Source organism: Corynebacterium sp. CNCTC7651 (genome assembly GCF_021496665.1).
In the GTDB taxonomy this organism is placed as follows: Bacteria; Actinomycetota; Actinomycetes; order Mycobacteriales; family Mycobacteriaceae; genus Corynebacterium.
Map to the genome: position 1 here is coordinate 1,470,051 of NZ_CP071246.1, position 18,254 is coordinate 1,488,304.

General features: G+C 65.1%; 17 protein-coding genes and 1 pseudogene. 3 read left to right on the top strand and 15 right to left on the bottom strand.

Annotated elements, in window-relative coordinates:
* The first annotated feature begins 83 nt into the window (after positions 1–83).
* From JZY91_RS07120 to JZY91_RS07130, 3 genes are read left to right on the top strand one after another with little or no spacing between them, the layout of a single operon-like run.
* Complete coding sequence (locus JZY91_RS07120) at positions 84–890, top strand: hypothetical protein (protein ID WP_234947181.1); 807 nt, start codon at positions 84–86, stop codon at positions 888–890.
* Positions 887–2,794, top strand: a complete 1,908-nt coding sequence (locus JZY91_RS07125; protein ID WP_234947182.1) for a chorismate-binding protein — start codon at positions 887–889, stop codon at positions 2,792–2,794. The genes JZY91_RS07120 and JZY91_RS07125 overlap by 4 nt, the downstream gene beginning before the upstream one ends.
* Positions 2,788–3,534 (top strand): aminotransferase class IV, encoded by a 747-nt coding sequence (locus JZY91_RS07130; protein WP_234947183.1) that lies wholly within the window; start codon positions 2,788–2,790, stop codon positions 3,532–3,534. Before JZY91_RS07125 ends, JZY91_RS07130 begins: the two co-directional genes overlap by 7 nt.
* Here the strand turns inward: JZY91_RS07130 and JZY91_RS07135 are convergent.
* The 15 genes and pseudogenes from JZY91_RS07135 to hisH form a co-directional block, all read right to left on the bottom strand.
* The gene (locus JZY91_RS07135; RefSeq protein ID WP_234947184.1) at positions 3,531–5,942 is read right to left on the bottom strand and encodes an excinuclease ABC subunit UvrA; all 2,412 of its coding nucleotides are present in this window, start codon (positions 5,940–5,942) and stop codon (positions 3,531–3,533) included. The genes JZY91_RS07130 and JZY91_RS07135 overlap by 4 nt on opposite strands.
* A gap of 96 nt (positions 5,943–6,038) precedes the next feature.
* The gene (locus JZY91_RS07140) at positions 6,039–6,671 is read right to left on the bottom strand and encodes a hypothetical protein (RefSeq protein ID WP_234947185.1); all 633 of its coding nucleotides are present in this window, start codon (positions 6,669–6,671) and stop codon (positions 6,039–6,041) included.
* A gap of 656 nt (positions 6,672–7,327) precedes the next feature.
* On the bottom strand, positions 7,328–7,819 hold the full coding sequence (locus JZY91_RS07145; RefSeq protein ID WP_234947186.1) for a TRAP transporter large permease subunit: 492 nt from the start codon (positions 7,817–7,819) through the stop codon (positions 7,328–7,330).
* On the bottom strand, positions 7,785–9,542 hold the full coding sequence (locus JZY91_RS07150; RefSeq protein ID WP_234947187.1) for a TRAP transporter permease: 1,758 nt from the start codon (positions 9,540–9,542) through the stop codon (positions 7,785–7,787). Before JZY91_RS07150 ends, JZY91_RS07145 begins: the two co-directional genes overlap by 35 nt.
* Positions 9,543–9,567: 25 nt before the next feature.
* Positions 9,568–9,912, bottom strand: coding sequence for a DUF1850 domain-containing protein (locus JZY91_RS07155; RefSeq protein WP_234947188.1), 345 nt, complete (start codon positions 9,910–9,912; stop codon positions 9,568–9,570).
* Between the two features lie 180 nt (positions 9,913–10,092).
* Positions 10,093–11,115 (bottom strand): TAXI family TRAP transporter solute-binding subunit, encoded by a 1,023-nt coding sequence (locus tag JZY91_RS07160; RefSeq protein WP_234947189.1) that lies wholly within the window; start codon positions 11,113–11,115, stop codon positions 10,093–10,095.
* A gap of 201 nt (positions 11,116–11,316) precedes the next feature.
* A complete protein-coding gene (gene pyk, locus JZY91_RS07165) occupies positions 11,317–12,747 on the bottom strand; it encodes a pyruvate kinase (protein WP_234947190.1) in 1,431 nt (476 codons plus the stop codon).
* Positions 12,748–12,758: 11 nt separating this feature from the next.
* On the bottom strand, positions 12,759–13,655 hold the full coding sequence (lgt, locus tag JZY91_RS07170; protein ID WP_234947191.1) for a prolipoprotein diacylglyceryl transferase: 897 nt from the start codon (positions 13,653–13,655) through the stop codon (positions 12,759–12,761).
* Positions 13,656–13,686: 31 nt separating this feature from the next.
* The gene (locus tag JZY91_RS07175) at positions 13,687–14,508 is read right to left on the bottom strand and encodes an indole-3-glycerol-phosphate synthase (RefSeq protein ID WP_234947192.1); all 822 of its coding nucleotides are present in this window, start codon (positions 14,506–14,508) and stop codon (positions 13,687–13,689) included.
* Between the two features lie 80 nt (positions 14,509–14,588).
* Positions 14,589–14,954: a Trp biosynthesis-associated membrane protein gene (locus JZY91_RS07180; protein WP_234949086.1), complete on the bottom strand. Its 366-nt coding sequence runs from the start codon at positions 14,952–14,954 to the stop codon at positions 14,589–14,591.
* Positions 14,952–15,236, bottom strand: a pseudogene (hisI, locus tag JZY91_RS07185) (phosphoribosyl-AMP cyclohydrolase); the annotation flags it as partial. The pseudogene hisI and the gene JZY91_RS07180, both read right to left, overlap by 3 nt.
* The gene (hisF, locus tag JZY91_RS07190; RefSeq protein ID WP_234947193.1) at positions 15,237–16,010 is read right to left on the bottom strand and encodes an imidazole glycerol phosphate synthase subunit HisF; all 774 of its coding nucleotides are present in this window, start codon (positions 16,008–16,010) and stop codon (positions 15,237–15,239) included.
* Between the two features lie 36 nt (positions 16,011–16,046).
* The gene (locus JZY91_RS07195) at positions 16,047–16,826 is read right to left on the bottom strand and encodes an inositol monophosphatase (RefSeq protein ID WP_234947194.1); all 780 of its coding nucleotides are present in this window, start codon (positions 16,824–16,826) and stop codon (positions 16,047–16,049) included.
* A gap of 5 nt (positions 16,827–16,831) precedes the next feature.
* The gene (gene priA, locus JZY91_RS07200) at positions 16,832–17,572 is read right to left on the bottom strand and encodes a bifunctional 1-(5-phosphoribosyl)-5-((5-phosphoribosylamino)methylideneamino)imidazole-4-carboxamide isomerase/phosphoribosylanthranilate isomerase PriA (RefSeq protein ID WP_234947195.1); all 741 of its coding nucleotides are present in this window, start codon (positions 17,570–17,572) and stop codon (positions 16,832–16,834) included.
* Between the two features lie 10 nt (positions 17,573–17,582).
* Positions 17,583–18,248, bottom strand: coding sequence for an imidazole glycerol phosphate synthase subunit HisH (gene hisH / locus JZY91_RS07205; protein ID WP_234947196.1), 666 nt, complete (start codon positions 18,246–18,248; stop codon positions 17,583–17,585).
* Positions 18,249–18,254: the final 6 nt, after the last annotated feature.

Genomic DNA, 18,254 nt, shown 5'->3' on the forward strand with positions numbered 1-18,254 from the left:
CGACTTTGTCATATCGTTCCGCGCTGATGAGTCCCCCCGCATGCTCAGCCGTCTAGCGGGGCGGATCGCGGTATGCTCCATGCATGTTTCCCCGCAACGTAATTGAGCTGGCCCAGCGCTACGCGGGTCCCGCCGTCGCTATCCTCGCCCTCGTACTCGGCTTGGTGTTCGGTCTCGGCCCGCAGGCCGGTTCATCATCGACGAAGGGGACCTCCGCAAGCGCGGCACCTGCCACCTCTGCTAACCCGGCAACCCCCTCCGCGGCACCTACCACTAGTCCGGCAACCGACCCCTTTGCCAAGTTGTTCGGCCCCCGCGCCACCTACGCCCCCGGTGAGCCTCCGCTGTTCTTGGAGCGAGACTTCATGGGCACGACGTTTTTCATGCCGAATGCCACAACTATCGAGGTGAAGTTCCCCGGCGGTAACACGACCTGCTTCACGTCGTTCGCGGATGTGACCGAGACGGATGAATCCGTCACCATTAAATACGGCCAGCGCAACGAGCACGGCGGGGACTGCAGCGCGGAGCTGACGCAGGCGAAAGCCACAGCAACGCTGTCCAAGCCGCTGGGAGACCGCGTGGTGTACCTCGAGAAGGAGGAGCGCCACTGGTACCCCTCCGACCTGCGCTCCGAATACGCAGTGGAAGACCATCAGGTGAAGATCTGGATGGTGACAGGCAGCAAGCTGTGCCACACCATTGAGACGGTCGTGACCGAGACCGATACGCAGGTACACATCACTGCCCGCGAGGTGAAGCGCCCGCAGCAGGGCCCGGTGCGCTGCCGCCCGACCCAGGACATCAGCTTCACGCAGGTGCACCTTCCTAACCCAGTCGGCAATCGCCAGGTCAAGGTGACGTTTGAGAGCCTGCCGGCAGCCCAGTGATCCTTCTCGTAGACAACAGGGATTCCTATACCTTCAACCTCGCGCACCTCATCCATCGGGCTTCCGGCCAATTTCCGCTGGTGGTGCCAGCCGACGAGGTACAGCCCCAAGGCATCCCCCAGCGCGTGGCCGCGGGCGAGTTCACCCACGTGGTCATCTCCCCCGGCCCCGGCACTCCCGACAGGGACGCTGACTTCGCCGCCTCCCGCGCAGTGATCCAGGCCGCCGACGGCATCCCGGTCCTGGGAGTGTGCCTGGGCCACCAGGGCCTCGCGGTGCTCGCCGGCGCGGCGGTGACTCGCGCTCCAGAGCCGCGCCACGGCTTCATCAGCCAGATCGAGCACAGCGGCGAGGGCATCTTCGCCGGCATCCCGCAGGGCTTCAACGTGGTGCGCTACCACTCGCTCCACATCGAGGAAACCCCCGGTATCACCGTCCACGCACGCAGCGAAGACGGCATCATCCAGGGACTCGAAGTTGCAGGTCAGCCGCACTGGGGCGTGCAGTTCCACCCCGAGTCGGTCCTCTCCGAGTACGGCGAGCAGCTGGTCCGCAACTTCCTGGGGCTCTCCCCGCTTGACGACGCTCCCCCGACCTGGCGCCTCGCACACCGCACCGTGCCCGGTCCGATCAACTGCCAAGCCGTGGTTGCGGCACTACGCTCCACAGGCGAGAGCGACCACGCATTCTGGCTGGATTCGGCGGATCCGCGTGGCCGGTACTCGATCATCGGCGACGCCGCCGGCACTTTGAGCCGCGCCTGGCGCTATCAGCTTGGCGACGCTCCCGACATCCTCGCCGAGCTGGAAACCGAACTGGCCGCGCGCATCCACAACGCACCTGACCTCCCGTTCACCGGCGGCGTGGTTGGCTACCTGGGCTACGAGTGCGCCCAACTCACCCTGCCCGGCGCGGAACTGGGCCGCCACCGCTCCCCCTACCCGGACGCCTACTTCGTCCGCCCGCAGTCGTGGATCATCTACGACCACGAAACCGAAACCTCGCACCTGTGCTGCCTGCACACGGGCGAACAGGACGAGGAGACCGAACGCCTGCTCGCGCGCCTGGCTAACTCGCTGGCTGGGGTCGAGGAGGCTGGGAAGGGGGCGTCGATAAGCAATGGCTCCTGGAGGATGCCGGATTACGTGGAGCGGGTTGCGCGGGCGCAAGAGGAGCTCCGTGCGGGCGAGAGTTACGAAGTGTGCCTGACCGATACCTATACCGCGACGGCCACCGGCGACCTGTACCCGCAGCTCAGGACGCACAACCCGGCACCGTACGCAGCGCACCTGCGCTTCGGCGAGTTGGAGGTGCTCAGCGCGTCGCCGGAGCGTTTCCTTACCGTGCGCGGCGGCGTGGTGGAGGCGAAGCCGATCAAGGGCACCATCCCGCGCGCGCAGGACCCGGCTGAGCTGCAGCGGGACGCGAAGTCGCGCGCGGAGAACCTGATGATCGTGGACCTGTTGCGCAACGACCTCGGACGCGTCTGCGAGCCGGGCAGCGTCGAGGTGCCCCGCCTCATGGCTGTGGAGTCCTTCGCCACCGTGCACCAGCTTGTCTCCACCATCACGGGCCGCTTGCGTGCGGACGCTTCCCTCATCGACCTGATCCGCGCCACCTTCCCGCCCGGCTCCATGACCGGCGCGCCGAAGCTACGCACATGCGAAATCATCGAGCGCCTCGAGGACGGCCCCCGCGGAATCTACTCCGGTGCGCTGGGGTACTTGGGTTTCGACGGCCAGGCGGACCTATCCGTAGTCATCCGCACGGCTGTCCGCGTGGGCGAGCAGGTCACCGTGGGTGCCGGCGGCGCGATCGTGCTCGCCTCCGACCCTGCCGCCGAGGACGCGGAGAAGCAGCTCAAAGCCAACGCCGTACTCGGCGCGTGGGGGCCGTCGTGCTGAGCTTCGGGAGCTACGTGTGGCGCGACGGCGCATTCGTCGAGCGCGAACCGTCCGCCGGCCCCTTCGCCGTCGCCGACTCCTGGCGCCACTCCCGCGGCCGCACCAACGGCCTCGATCTGCACCTCGCGCGCTTCGAGCGCACCGCCGGGCCGCTGCCGGTGAGCTTCGTCGATGCCATGCTCGCGCTCTTGGACCCCGAAACCGAGCTCTTCCCCCGCATCGCGCTTGTTTCCGGGCTTTTGCTTTTCGACGTTCGCCCCGCACCCCCAGCCCGCGAAACCACCCGCTTGACCTGGGTTGACGCACCGGATCCGCGGACGCAGCCCCTGGTCAAGGGGCCGGATTTTGGTTCGCTCGCCGAGTACCGCCAGCGGTTCATGCTCCCGGGCACGGACGACGTTGTGATCTGCGAGCACGGCGCGGCCGCAGAAACGACCACCGGCGCGCTGGTGGCGTGGGATGGCGAGACACTTTTTGTCCCCGACGGTGTCTTCCTACCCAGTGTCACCATGGATCAGGTTGTTGCGAGGGCTGGGGCGCTTGGAGTGAGCGTCGAAAAGCGAAAGCTCACCCTTGATCTGGTAGCGCGGCAGCCGCTGTGGTTCCTGAACTCGCTGCACGGCGTGAGCCCGGTGAGCGAGGTGCGTGTGGGGCGCGACGTGCTCACGCCGCCTGCGCACCCCGACTCCGCCGAGTGGCAGCGCTGGTGGTGGGGCGAGTTCCGCCAGCGGGCGCGCTAGCCGGCACGTTGGCAGAGCACGCGGCCCGTGGCCGTGTCCAGCGAGGCCACCTCGGCCGGGGTTCCGTCCGCGATGATGCGGCCGCCCTCGGCACCGGCACCCGGCCCCATCTCGATGATGCGGTCGGCCTGCGCGAGGACATCGAGGTTGTGCTCGACCACGATCACGGTCTGGCCCACGTCCACCAGCGAGTTCAGCTCAGCCACCAGCAGCTCCACGTCCGCTGGGTGTAGGCCGGTGGTCGGTTCGTCGAGGAGGTACACCGTGTGGCCGCCGCGCGAATTGCGGGACCGCTGCAGCTCGGTGGCCAGCTTGATGCGCTGGGCCTCGCCGCCCGAGAGCTCCGGCGCGCCCTGCCCGAGGCGCAGATAACCCAGCCCGACGGCCTGCAGGGTCTCCACCGCGCGCAGGACCTTCGGCTCCTCCGCGAAGACGCCCGCTGCCTCATCCACGGTGAGGTCCAGCACCTCCGCGATGTTCAAGCCCTGCCACGTCACCTCGAGCGTCTCCTCGTTGTAGCGCGCGCCGCCGCAATGCGGGCAGGTGGTGTAAGAGCCGGGCAGAAACACCAACTCCACCTCGATCTTGCCGGCGCCGCCGCACGTCGGACATTGGCCCTGCTTCACGTTGTACGAAAACCGCGACACGGTCCACTTGCGACGCTTCGCCTCATCCTGCGCGGCAAAGAGCTTCCGGACACCGTCGAAAAGCCCTGTGTATGTGGCCAAGGTGGATCGCGGCGTGCGCCCGATCGGCGCTTGGGTGATCTGCACAACGCGGCTGACCTCATCAAAGCCGGCTTGTGCGCCAACGCTGAACGCAGCGCCCTCGTCCACCTCATCCGCTTGATCCTCATCGGTCACCGCGGATGCGCCTTCGCGCAAGACTGAAGCCAGGACGGTGCTGACCAGCGTGGACTTGCCGGACCCGGACACCCCCGCCACCGCGGTGAACTGGCCGAGGCCGAACTCCACGTCGAGGTTGTCGATTGTGCGCGCATTGATGCCTTGCAGGGAAAGGGAGGCAAATGGCGCCCGGGGAGCGTCGTTAAGCAGAAGCTCCCTGTTGTTCAGCGCACGCGCCGTGGGAGTGTCAGCCTGATACTCCCCCACCGGGCCGGAGTAGACGACCTTGCCGCCGCGCTCGCCGGCAAACGGGCCGACGTCCACCAGCCAATCGGCCTGCGCCACGAGATCCATGTCATGCTCCACCAGCAGCACCGAATTACCCGCGGCGACGAACTGGCGGCAGATGTCCAGCACCGCGCCCCGCTCCGCTGGGTGCAGGCCCGCCGAGGGCTCGTCGAGCACGTAAGCCACTCCGAAAAGCCCTGAGCGCAGCTGCGCAGCCAGGCGGATTCGCTGGAGCTCGCCTCCGCTCAAGCTTCTCGACGGTCGATCCAGACTCAAATGCCCCAGCCCAAGATCCAGCGCCGACTGTAGCGCCGGGAGAATCTGCTTGAGCAGCAACGCCTCCGCGGTGTTCGGGGCCGGCGACTGCGCGGCGAGGAGTTCGTGGACGCGGTCGAGTTGCAGTGCCCCGAGTTCGTCGATCGGAAGCCCTGCGTAGGTGACCTCGAGCGCACGCGGGTTCAGCCGCCGGCCGTGGCACGTGGGGCAGGTGCGCGTCTCCATGAACGACAAGACACGCTTGCGCAGCGTATCCGACTGCGTCTCCGCGAGCGTGTGCGTCAGGTAGCTCGCCACCGAGCGCCACGTGCCCTCATAGTTGCGCTGGATCTGGTCCGCACCCCGCAGGGGCTTTACGGTGACGACGGGGCGTTCTTCCGTGAACAAGATCCATTCCCGGTCCTCTTCCGGCAGGTCTTGCCACGGCGAATCAAGGTCGTAACCCAGCGTCTGCAGAATATCGTGGAAGTTCTTGCCCGCCCACGCGCCGGGCCACGCGGCGATGGCGCCCTCTTCAATCGACTTCGTCGGGTCCGGCACCATCGTCGCTTCCGTGGGCTCGTGCACCACACCCGTGCCCTGGCAGGTCGGGCACATCCCCTCCGGGGTGTTCGGCGAGAACGAGTCGGAATACAAACCGTGCGGGTTGTCGCCGGCGCGGGAATAGAGCAGCCGGATGCTGTTCGACAGCGCCGAGACCGTGCCCACCGTCGATCGTGCTCCTCCACCAGAGGTGGACTGCTCGAGCGCAACCGTCGGCGGCAATCCTTCTACCTGGCTTACCTGCGGATCCACCGCCGAGCCGATCAGCCTCCGCGCGAACGGCGCCACCGACTCGAAGTAGCGGCGCTGGCCCTCGCCGTGAATCGTGCCGAACGCCAGCGACGACTTCCCAGACCCGCTCACACCAGTCACCGCCACAAGTTTGCCGCGCGGAATATCTACGTCGACATTCTTGAGGTTGTGCAGGTGTGCGTCACGGATCTCAATGCCAGTCATTGGCCCGAGTGTACGGAAGACCGCGGGGGTGATTCGCTGCTCCGCGTCCTCGGACAAGCTCACGGGTCGACGGCGCTCGCCCACCCCTCGTGTCTCTTACCTCTCCGCGTACGTAGGCGTGACCGTCGGGATTTCTACGAGGTCCCTCTTGCGCGCCGGCATCGGCAAGGTGTTCCGCGACTGTGTGACGGCACGGTTCCCAAGCGGCGCCTCCAGTGTGACTACCATGCTGCGGCCGACGGCCAATGCGATGCACGCGTCCGGACCACCCTTGGGAGCACCGGAGTACAACGTGATGTTCACGGCCGTTGGGGATTCGCGCACCTGGACGTACTCCCCCGAGCACTCCGGCACGCCTGCCGTGTAAAAGATCCGGACCGCGTTAGGGTTGCCCTCCACACGTTCCCACCTATCCCATTCCGTCTTGGATACCAGGCGAAGGTCTCGCCGCAGTGGGGCATCAGTATCCCGGCGCGCCGGACCGGTGGGCTGGGTTGCGGGCAGGGTGGTGGGCTGCAATGAGGTTGCTAGCGTTGTGGCTGCTAGCGTTGTGGCTGCTAGCGTTGTGGCTGCTTGGGCTGTGGTCGCTTGGGCTGTGGTCGCTTGGGAGGAGCCGTCGGCACGTGACGATCCCGGCGCCACGACCGCCGCTACCAGCCCAATCACGGTGAAGAGCGCAGCGATGGTTGCGAGGATCTGCTCCACTGGGAGCGGAAAGTTAGGGCGCATACTTTGAGATGCTAGCTCCGAGCAGCTCATTGTTTCGGGGCGGCATTCCGCCGCGCGGAAAACCCTCAACTCTCACGTCAAGGTTCTCCGCAGTGCGGAAAACCCTCAATTCTCACGTCGAGGTTCTCCGCAGTGTGGAACCCGGCGGTAAGTTCCGCCGTGTGGAAAACTCTCAACTCTCACGTGAACGTTCTCCGCAGTGCGGAAAACCCTCAAGTCTCACGTCAAGGTTCTCTGCAGTGCGGAACCCGGCGGAAAATTCCGCCGTGGTGAAAACCCTCAACTCTCACGTCAAGGTTCTCCGCAGTGCGGAAAACCCTCAATTCTCACGTGAACGTTCTCCGCCGTGCGGAACCCGGCGGTAAGTTCCGCCGTGCGGAAAACCCTCAAGTCTCACGTAAGGTTCTCCGCAATGCGGAAAACCCGCAAGTCTCACGTCAAGGTTCTCCGCAGTGCGGAAAACCCTCAACTCTCACGTCAAGGTTCTCCGCAGTGCGGAACCGGCGGAAAGTTCCGCCGTGTGGAAAACTCTCAACTCTCACGTGAACGTTCTCCGCCGTGTGGAAAACTCTCAACTCTCACGTGAACGTTCTCCGCAGTGCGGAAAACCCTCAAGTCTCACGTCAAGGTTCTACGCCGTGCGGAAATAGCGTCGCTCAAATGTTGCGGATGGACATCATGCCTTGCCGCCGAGCGATCAGGCTTTGGATGATGATGGCCCCTGCACCAAGGCCGACACCGATCAGATCGGTGGACAAATCCGGTGCCATCAAAGTCAGGGCAGCTGCCGCAAAGAGGATCCGGATGATTGGGTTCACGTTGACCATGAAGTGGCCCTCGACGGCGACAGAGAGCAGCAGCACGCCAACCACACCGGTGATGGCCACGGTGATCGCCTGTGCGGCGTTGACATCTTGGAGCAGCATCGCCGGGTTGAAGACAAAGATGAACGGAATGATATATCCGGCGAGAGACAGCTTCATCGATTGGAAACCTGTCTTCACTGGGTCCGCGCCAGATAGTCCAGCGGCGGCAAATGAGGCGAGCGCCACAGGCGGAGTGATGTTTGCAAAGAGGCCGAAGTAGAACACGAACAGGTGGGCAACCAGTGGCTCAATACCCAGCTGGCCGAGGGCGGGCGCCGCCATCGTCGCGGTGATTCACTGGGTCCGCGCCAGATAGTCCAGCGGCGGCAAATGAGGCGAGCGCCACAGGCGGAGTGATGTTTGCAAAGAGGCCGAAGTAGAACACGAACAGGTGGGCAACCAGTGGCTCAATACCCAGCTGGCCGAGGGCGGGCGCCGCCATCGTCGCGGTGATGATGTACGTCGGGATGGAAGGCAGACCCATGCCGAGGATGATGCAGGCGATCATGGTGAGAATTAGCGAGAACAACAGATTGCCCGCGCCGATGGTCACGATGGCGTTCGCCAGCTTCACACCAAAGCCGGTGAGGGTGACCACGCCGACGATGATGCCAACCGCGGCACACGCCACGGAAACCGAGACGGAGGTCTTTGCGCCGTCTGCGAGCGAATCAACGATGTCCTTAAGGCTCATGCGGGTCGTGCTTCGCAGCTGTGCGACAACCAAGGTGACAAGGATGGTGAGCAACGCGGACAGCAGAATGGTGCGGCCCGAGAAAAAGAGCATGTAGATGAGGAAGATCAGCGGGATCATGAGGTGCCCGCGTTCCTTCATGACGTCCATCACCGCCGGAAGGTTCTCGCGGGAAATGCCTTTCAGCCCATCGCGGGTTGCGCGAAGGTGCACCTGAGCAATGACACCGAGGTAGTACAGCAGCGCCGGGATGAGGGCAGCGATTGCGATGTCGCGGTACGGCATGCCGAGGGTTTCAGCCATGATGAAGGCGGCGGCGCCCATGACCGGCGGGAGAATCTGGCCGCCCACCGACGCAGATGCCTCGACTGCGCCGGCGAACACCGGCTTGTATCCAACGCGCTTCATCAGCGGAATGGTGAATGCGCCGGTGGTCACCACGTTTGCAACTGCGGCACCGTTAATCGAACCGAGGAAGCCGGAAGCCACGACGGCAACTTTTGCCGGGCCGCCGCGGGACTGGCCGGCCAACGCGAGAGCGATGTCGTTGAAGAATTGGCCCATGCCGGATTTCTGCAGAACAGCACCGAACAACACGAACAGGAAGATGTAGGACGCGGCCACGCCAATGGCGGTGCCGAAGATGCCTTCGGTGGTCAGGTACAGGAAGTTGAACGTCGCATCCCAGTCGTACCCGCGGTGACGGAACATGCCCGGGATCTGCCGGCCAAAGACGGCGTAGAGCAGGAAGAGCACACCCAACACCGGCAGCGCCCAACCCGAAATTCGGCGTGCGGCCTCCAGCACAAGCAGCACCAAGATTCCGGCCATGATCACGTCCCACATCTCGGGGACGCCAGCGCGGCGCACGATGTCGTCGTAATTCACGTACACATACACCGCAGTCGCGATGGACAGTGCGATGAGGATGATGTCGTAGAACGGGATCTTCGTTCTCGATGCTTTCCGCACCGGCGGGTACAACGCGAACCCGAGAGTCAGCATCATCGCGACGTGGATCGAACGGTGCACAAGCACCGGAGGCGTGCCAAAGTACGCGGTCCACATGTGGTACAGCGACACCACTACCGCGAAGATCGTGATTGCCAGGGTCAGCGGGCGAGACGTAAAACTGCGTAAGCGGGATTCACGGTCAAACTCCTCAAGAATTCGCTGCGTGTCCTCTTCGCTGACCGGGGTCGCCAACGCGCCGTCAGGCAGCGCGCCGTCCGCGGTATCGGAAGTGAGTGTTGGTGCCGCTCCAGTGTTCGGCCCGAGCCCGTCGCCCGGGTTTGTGATTTTCGAAGACATGGTGGAAATCTCTCTACTTCTTACGTCATGTGACCTGTGCCCGCAGGAACCTGCGGTCGGAAAATTCATGTGCGATCACGGTCTCGGGCCGCGGGGTGTTGTACGAGATGGTGAGGGTGTGCTGCGTGTCGTTGGAGTGCACCCACGTGAGCTCAGGAACCTCGCGCTCAAGGTCGCTGATGTGGATGACACCATTTTCAATCGAGGTTGTGCCCCCGATGTCCGCCGGTGCTCCCGCGCCGTAGGACTTCAGGTACACGTCTGTGAGTTCAAACTGGGTGCCGTCAATGCGGTAGACCTCGGCCCACGGAGTCTTTTCGATGGAATGAATCCAGCGAAGTTCTATCTCCGCCACCTCACGGGCAGGCACATCAACAAACACCTCGCCGGAGCGCTGGTCCGAAACAACTAAGTGGTGCCGCCAGAGCCCTGAAACCAGGGCAGCCACCAGCAGTAAGGCCAGCGCAAGTACCGCTAGAAGTGCACCGACTTTCCGGCTCATATTCCAGCGGCCGTTGCTAGACCAGCGACACCCAACGCTCAGCGCTTGTTAGAGCGCGCCGACCTCCTCGAAGTAGCGGCGTGCACCCGGGTGAAGCTCCGTAGCCAAGCCGTCCTCGACGGATTCGAGGGTGATGCCCTTCGCTGCGTTGTGGGCGGAGTGGATCTCATCGAGGTTCTCGAAGAGTGCCTTGGTGATGGCGTACACCTGATCGTCGGAAAGGCTCGGGGAAACCAGCAGCTGGTTGGTGATTGCTGCCGTGGGCACGTCCTCAGCTTCGTCGTACGTGCCGCCCGGGATGGCGGACTTGTCGAAGAACGGGTACTTCTTCAACAGGGCATCCATGCCAGCGCCCTCAATTGGCACAACCACAACGTCTTCGGTGGTGACCAGGTCCATGACAGAGGAGTTCGGCAGGCCGGAGGTAACGAACGCAGCGTCGATCTGGCCGTTCTTCATCTGGTCGATGGCATCGGAGTAGGACAGGAAGTCCTCATTGATGTCGTCGTAGTTCATGCCGTGGGCGTCCAAGATCATCTGTGCGTTGAGCTCCACGCCGGAGTTCTTGTCGCCCACGCCAACACGCTTGCCGCGCAGGTCCTCGACGGACTTGATGCCGGACTTGGAAGTGGTCACAATCTGCACGTAGTTCGGGTACAGCGCGGTGATGGCCTTCAGCTCGTTGACCTTGCCCTTGCCCTCGAACGGGCCGGTGCCATCGATTGCCTGGCGGGTAGCGTCACCCATCGCGAACGCGACCTCGGCGTTGCCGTCAACCAGGAGCTGGATGTTCTCCACGGACGCACCGGTCGCCTGTACCGAAGAATCGGCGCCGAGCTCGCGGTTGAGAATCTGGGACATCGTTGCACCGATTTGGTAGTACGGGCCGGACGTGCCACCGGTTGCAATGGTGACAAAGTCGATGTTCGCGTCAGTAGAACCCGCCGTGCTGTCGGTCCCCTTGGTCTCGTTGGTGGCGCTCGGCGCGGCGGTGTTGTTGCCCGAATCCGAGCAGCCTGCCAGGACGAGAGAACCAGCCACGATAACTGCGGCAATGGCGCGAGTACGCATGATGACTCCTTGCTGTTGAGCTACAAAACGATCGACACCCCATCAATGTGAGCTGTGCGTACCTGCACCCTAACAGTGATTCGCATCTCACAGGCAAACTCCGACGTAATTGCGGCAAATTAGTTCGCACGCAAAAAACACCGCCTGCCGAGCGCGGGCTCGGGGCGGTGCTTTCCGACGTTCGTTTATAACCGCAAGGGTCTAGAACTGCGGGTTACGAGTATCCTCACCCAGCTGGTGCACGTGGATGGTGTTCGTGGTGCCGGAAACCCCCGGCGGGATGCCCGCGACAACAACCATGGTGTCGCCAATGTTGTACTCGTCGATCGAAAGCAGGGACTCATCGACAGTGCGGAGCATGTCGTCGGTGTCGTGCACCTCCGGGCAGAGGAAGGTCTCCACGCCCCAGGTCACCGCCAGCTGGGAACGCACCTGCTGCACCGGCGTGAACACCAGCAGCGGCAGGTCCGGGTGCAGGCGTGCCACGCGGCGTGCCGTGTCGCCGGAGGTGGTGAAAGTAACGATCGCGCGGGCGTTCAGGCGGTTCGCAATGTCGTTCGCGGAGAAGGAGATCACGCCGCGCTTGGTGCGCGGGATGTGGTTCAGCGGCGGCACAGTGCCCATGGTCTCCGCGGAGCGGACGATGCGCGCCATGGTACGGACAACGTTGTGCGGGTCCACACCCACCGAGGTCTCGCCGGAGAGCATGACGGCATCCGCGCCGTCGAGCACAGCGTTAGCCACGTCGGAAGCCTCCGCACGCGTCGGGCGGGAGTTCTCGATCATGGAGTCCAGCATCTGCGTAGCCACGATCACCGGCTTCGCGTTCTCGCGCGCGATCTGGATCACGCGCTTCTGTACCAGCGGCACCTGCTCGAGCGGGATCTCCACACCAAGGTCACCGCGGGCAACCATGATGGCGTCAAACGCCAGGACGATGGACTCGAGCGCATCAACTGCCTCAGGCTTCTCCAGCTTCGCAATGACGGGCACGCGGCGGCCAACCTCGTCCATGATCTCGTGGACCAGGTCAACGTCAGACGGGGAACGGACGAAGGACAGGGCGATCATGTCCACGCCCAAGCGCAGCGCGAAGCGGAGATCCTCCTTGTCCTTCTCGGACAGGGCCGGCACGGAAATGTCCATGCCCGGCAGGGACACGCCCTTGTTGTTGGACACCGGGCCACCCTCGGTGACGCGGCAGACGACATCGTTGCCGTCCACCTCGATGCACTCCAGGCCCACCTTGCCGTCGTCCACCAGCAGACGGTCGCCCGGCTTCGCGTCCTGGGCCAGGTTCTTGTACGTCGTCGAGACACGGTCGTGGGTGCCCTCGATATCGTCGACGGTGATGCGGACGATCTCGTCGGTCTCCCAATACGTCTTGCCGTCCCCCTCGAAGCGGCCGAGACGGATCTTCGGGCCCTGGAGGTCTGCCAGGATGCCGACGGCGTGGCCGGTCTCATCCGTCGCCTCGCGCACCCAGCGGTAGTTCTGCTCGTGGTCGGGGTAGTCACCGTGGGAGAAGTTCAGACGGGCGACATCCATGCCGTCCCGAACAAGTCCCAGAATTGCGTCTTTGCTGGCCACTGCCGGGCCCAGCGTACATACGATCTTGGTTCTTCTGTCCACGTCCCCCTAACCTAGACCTTTTTGTCTTCGAGTGCTCGTTGGGCGTTGTAGCCGGGGTCGACCTCCTCCGGCGTCTCGCGGCCCGGTTTTGCGCGGAGGAACATGACCACTGCGATGACGAAGAGGATCGCGGAAACCCAGGTGTTGACACGGAGCCCGAGGATGAGCGTGGCTTCGTCGGTACGCATGAGCTCGATGAAGAAGCGGCCGAAGGTGTAGCCGGCGACGTAGAGCCAGGTGACGCGGCCGTGGCCGAGGCGGAAGCGGCGGTCCGCCCAGATGAGCAGGGCGAAGATGAGGACGTTCCAGATCAGCTCGTAGAGGAACGTGGGGTGCACGCTGGCGATGACTTCGCCGGTGGAGCGGCCGGTGAGCGGTGCGTAGTTGCCCGCCTCATCCACGCGGTAGTACAGGTCCAGGGCCCACGGCAGGTCAGTGGGCGCGCCGTAGAGCTCCTGGTTGAACCAGTTCCCCAGGCGGCCAATGGCTTGCGCCAGGATCACGCCGGGCGCCAGCGCATCCGTGAGCGGGGCGAGGGGCAGGCCCTTGTGGCGCATGAGCAGCCAGATGGCGAAGGCACCGAGCATCACCGCACCCCAAATGCCCAGGCCGCCGCCGGCGATGTTGAACGCCTGCCAGGGGTCTTTGCCGGGGCCGAAGTATTTGTCGTGGTCCGTGATCACGTGGTACAACCGCCCGCCGATGATGCCGGCGGGAATGGCCACAAACGCCGCGTCCCACACCGTGTCCGGGTTGCCGCCGCGCGCTTCGTAGCGGCGGATACCGATCCACATGGCGACGGCGATGCCGGTCATGATGCACAGGGCGTACGCCCGGATGGGGATGGGACCGAGGTACCACACGCCCTGCGGCGGGGAGGGAATATTGGCCAGGATCATCGTTTGCACGCGAAACAGTATGCCCTACCGCCGCGATGCCCTACCGCCGCGACGGGCAGGAGGGGTGCTGCCCGGCGGCGGCGAGCTTGCGTGTGGCGGCGAAGATGTCGTCGCCGCTCATGATCGCCTCCGCGGCAAGGACTGCATCCGCGCCGCACGACGCCGCGTTCATCAGGTCGCGCACGCTGGTGACACCGCCCAGGCTGATTTTGATGACGTCACTGGGAAGCCCCGGCGCGATCTCAGCGAACGTGCCGGGGCGAAGGTCGTTGGTGTCAAAGGTCCAGGAGTTCACGGCGATGATGCTCGCCCCGGCCTCGAGAGCACGGTCCGCCTCTTGCGGGGTGCGGACCTCCGCAATCACGGCCATGCCGATGGATTCGGCGCGGTCGATCAACGCGATCAACCTCGCCTGCTCCAAGATGCCCACCTGCAGCGGCAGCGCGTCCGCGCCGTAACAGCGGGCCTCGTGGATTTGATACGGGTCCACGATCACGTCGCGGCACACCATGGGAAGCGCTACCGCGGCGCGGGCTTGGGCCATGTCGTGCAACGAGCCGTCGAAACGCAGGCGCTCGGTCTGGCAGGCGATCAGGTGCGCCCCACCCTCCTCGATGGCGCGCGCGACGTCCGCGATGTCCCGGCGCGCGACACCGGTCGGGCCGTAAACGGGAGAGTTGAGCTTGATCTCTGCGATAACGCCGCAGCCGGAGCGCAACAGTGCCGCACGGGCGTCCCGGGTGGGGTCCGGCATGGTGCGGGACCGGGCCTTGATCTCCTGGAAGGGCACGCTCGCTTCGCGTTTTGCAACGTCGCGCAGCACGCCGGCGACAACGTCGTTCACCGCGCTCGGTGCGAGCATGACCACCTCCCGCTGAAGCGTCGTGCAGGGATAAGGGCTTCAAGGGGTTAGGGTAGTTGGCCACCTGCGCGGAGCGGAAATCAGGCCCGCGGGTGCTCCTCGGTCGGGTCAATGTCCGCGTCGAGCGCGTCCCACATCACGCGGCCAGAATCCGGCTGCGCGTGCAAATCCTCCCGGATGTGCTCGCGGCGCACCGTCTCCTTCTCGTACTTGTTCAGTTTCGGTGCGTCCGCGCCCGGCTTCGCTGCGGCCAGCACGCCGCCGACAACGGCAAGCACGCACCCTATTAGCGCCATAACGGGGCCGAAACGGCCGACGTCCGCGGCGGCGATCTCGGCCCACTCCGCAATCGCAGCCCCCTGCTGGCCGGCGGCAGAGGCATCTGCGCCGGAGGTGAGGATGGCGTGGATACGCTCCGGGTCTGCCCCCTTGACCAGCAGCGACACCTTGAGCAAGATCGTATCCCCATCGCAATCCAGCGCCACGGACTCCACGTGCTGCACGTTGCCGCTGGTTTCGCCCTTAATCCAGTAATCGCCCCGGGAGCGCGAGTAGTACGTGCCCCTCCGGGTGGCCAGGGTGTGCGCCAGCGCGTGATCATCCATCCACGCCATCATCAGCACTTCCCCGCTCTCCGCCGCCTGCACCACCGCGGGCACCAGGCCCTGCTCGTTGCGCTTCAAACGCTTTGCGACGCTCTCTTCCAGCACGTATTCGTCGACGTTCATCTATCGCACCTCAAATCCGGCGTCGGCAAGCGTGCGCTTGACCTCGGGGATGGAAACCTCCCCGAAGTGGAAGATGGAAGCCGCGAGCACCGCATCGGCCCCGGCTGCGACGGCCGGCGGGAAGTGCTCCGCGCGGCCCGCGCCGCCGGACGCGATGACGGGGATGTGGACGGCATCGCGCACGATGCGGAGCAGTTCAAGGTCGAAGCCGGCCTTCGTGCCGTCGCCGTCCATGGAGTTCAGCAGGATCTCGCCCACCCCCAGGTCCTGGCCGGTGCGGGCCCACTCGATGGCGTCGATGCCGGCGGACTTGGTGCCGCCGTGCGTGGTCACCTCGAAGCCGGAGGGCTGGGGCGCACCGCCTTCTGGCACGCGTCGCGCGTCGACGGAGAGGACGATGCACTGGGAGCCGAACTCCTCCGCCAGCTCGCGCAGGAGCTCCGGGCGGGTGATCGCCGCGGTATTCACGCTGACCTTGTCCGCGCCGGCGCGCAGGAGTTCGCGCACGTCGTCCGCACTACGCACGCCGCCGCCCACGGTGAGCGGGATGAACACCTGCTCCGCGGTGCGCCGCACCACCTCGAGCATGGTGCCCCGCCCCTCCTTGGATGCGGTGACATCCAGGAAGGTCAGCTCGTCCGCGCCCTCCTCGCCGTACCGCTTGGCCAGCTCAACTGGGTCGCCGGCGTCGCGGAGGTTTGCAAAATTCACGCCCTTGACCACGCGTCCGTTGTCCACGTCGAGGCACGGGATGATTCTGACGGCAACGGCCATGTCTGCTCCTTTGCTGCGCCACAGCCAGGCGCGCGGTTACTGTACGCGCAACATCGTACTCAGCGCCGTCGCATGCGCCGCAGGCGTGCCCGCTATAGCCCCAGCCGCACCGATCTGCCACGGCGCGCCCTCCACGTCCGTGACCACGCCCCCGGCGTTGCGGCCCAGCAGCACGCCAGCCGCGTTGTCCCAGATGTGCGGGGAGAAACTCACCGCCGCCTGGTAGATACCCAGGGCGACAAACGCCAGGTCCACGCCCACGGAACCGGAAATGCGCGGGCGCAGTTCCGTCTTAGCCAGCGCGCCCACCAGGTCGAGGCGCATAGACGCGGGGAACCGCTGGCGGTCATCCGAACCGACGGACCCGACACCGATCTGGGCCGCCGCCGACGTTTCCTGGCCGATAGCGGGCAGCGCCTCCCCGTTCAGCAGTACCGGCCCATCCCCCACCGTGTGCAGCTCCATGCCTAGAAGCGGGATGTCCGTCACCGCCAACACCGGCTCCCCATCGAGGATGAGGGAGACAAGGATCGCGCAGTTGGGATTGCCGGAGGAGTAATTCGACGTGCCGTCAATCGGGTCGACCACCCAGCACGCCTGAGGGTTCATCTCCCCGCCCTGCTCCTCGCCGAACACGTCAATGCCGGTCTCGCCGCCGAGGCGGGCGCGCAGCAGCCGCTCGATCTCCAGGTCCGCCTCAGTAGCAAAGTCACCCTTGCCCTTGTACAGCGCTGGCGCATCACCCAGGCGTTCCATGAACACGCCGCGCGCTTCGTGCACGGCGGCAAGCGCAACGTCGGCGTACTGGGAAAGCATGAGGCTTACTGTAACGCCGCGACCGCGTCCAGCGCCTCGCGCAACGTAAAGCGGCGCTCATACAACGCCTTGCCGATGATCACGGAGTCGATGCCTTCGTCCTGGAATTCGGCCAGCCCCAAAACGTCGTCAAGCGTGGCAATGCCCCCGGACGCCGTCACGGCCGCATCGGTGGCGGCGACGACATCGCGCAGCAGATCCACGTTCGGTCCGGCCAGCGTGCCGTCCTTGCTTACGTCTGTGACCACGAAACGGGTGCAGCCTGCGGCGTCGAAGCGCTCGAGCACTTCCCAGAGATCGCCACCATCGCTGGTCCAGCCGTTGCCCTTGGTGCGCCACTGGCCGTCCTCTTCCCGCACCGCGAGATCGATGGCAACCCGGTCTCCGTAGCGCGAGATCACGTCCACCATCCAGTCCGGGTTCTTAAGCGCCGCGGTGCCAATGTTCACCCGGCGCGCGCCGGTGGCAAGGGCCCGTTCGAGCGAGGCGTCGTCCCGAATACCGCCGGTCAGCTCCACATCAATGTCCAGCGTGCGGGTGATCTCCGCCATCAGCTCATGATTGGAACCCCGGCCGAACGCCGCATCCAAGTCCACGAAGTGCAGCCACTGCGCGCCCTGCTCCTGCCACTCAAGCGCGGCCTCCAGCGGCGCGCCGTAGACCTTCTCGGTGCCCGCTTCGCCTTGGTCCAAGCGGACGGCGCGCCCGTCCACCACATCAACAGCTGGTAGCAGTGTGAAACCCATGGCTCCAACCCTAACCGAGGGTACGCACCCAGTTCCTTAACAGGTGCAACCCCGCCTCCCCGGACTTCTCCGGGTGGAACTGCGTGGCCCACAGCGGGCCGTTCTCAACCGCGGCAATGAACCGGCTCGGCCCATGCTGCGCCCAGGTCACGCGCGGGTAGGCAATGTACTCATCCGCCTCCAGAGGAAACTCGCGCACGCCGTAGGAATGCACGAAGTAGAAGCGCGTTTCCGGGTCAAGGCCGGCGAACATCGCGCTATCGGCCGGCGCCTCGACGGTGTTCCACCCCATGTGCGGCAGCACCGGGGCTTCAAGCTTTTCGACGGTTCCGGGCCACTCTCCCAGCCCCTGAGCATCCACCCCGTGTTCCACGCCGCGCTCAAACATCACCTGCATGCCCACGCAGATGCCCAGCACCGGGCGGCCGCCGGCGAGACGCTGGCCAACGATGCGCGGCGCCTGCACCGCTTTGAGCCCGCGCATGCAGGCGTCGAACGCGCCGACACCCGGCACCACCAGTCCATCCGCCTCAACGGCAGTGGTTGGATCCTGCGTTACCTCCACCTGTGCACCCACGTGCTCCAGCGCGCGCTGCGCGGAGCGGAGGTTGCCGGCACCGTAGTCCAGCAGGGCAACACGCGGGGAGGCCGATACCGGGGAAGCGTCAGTTGTCATGTGGCG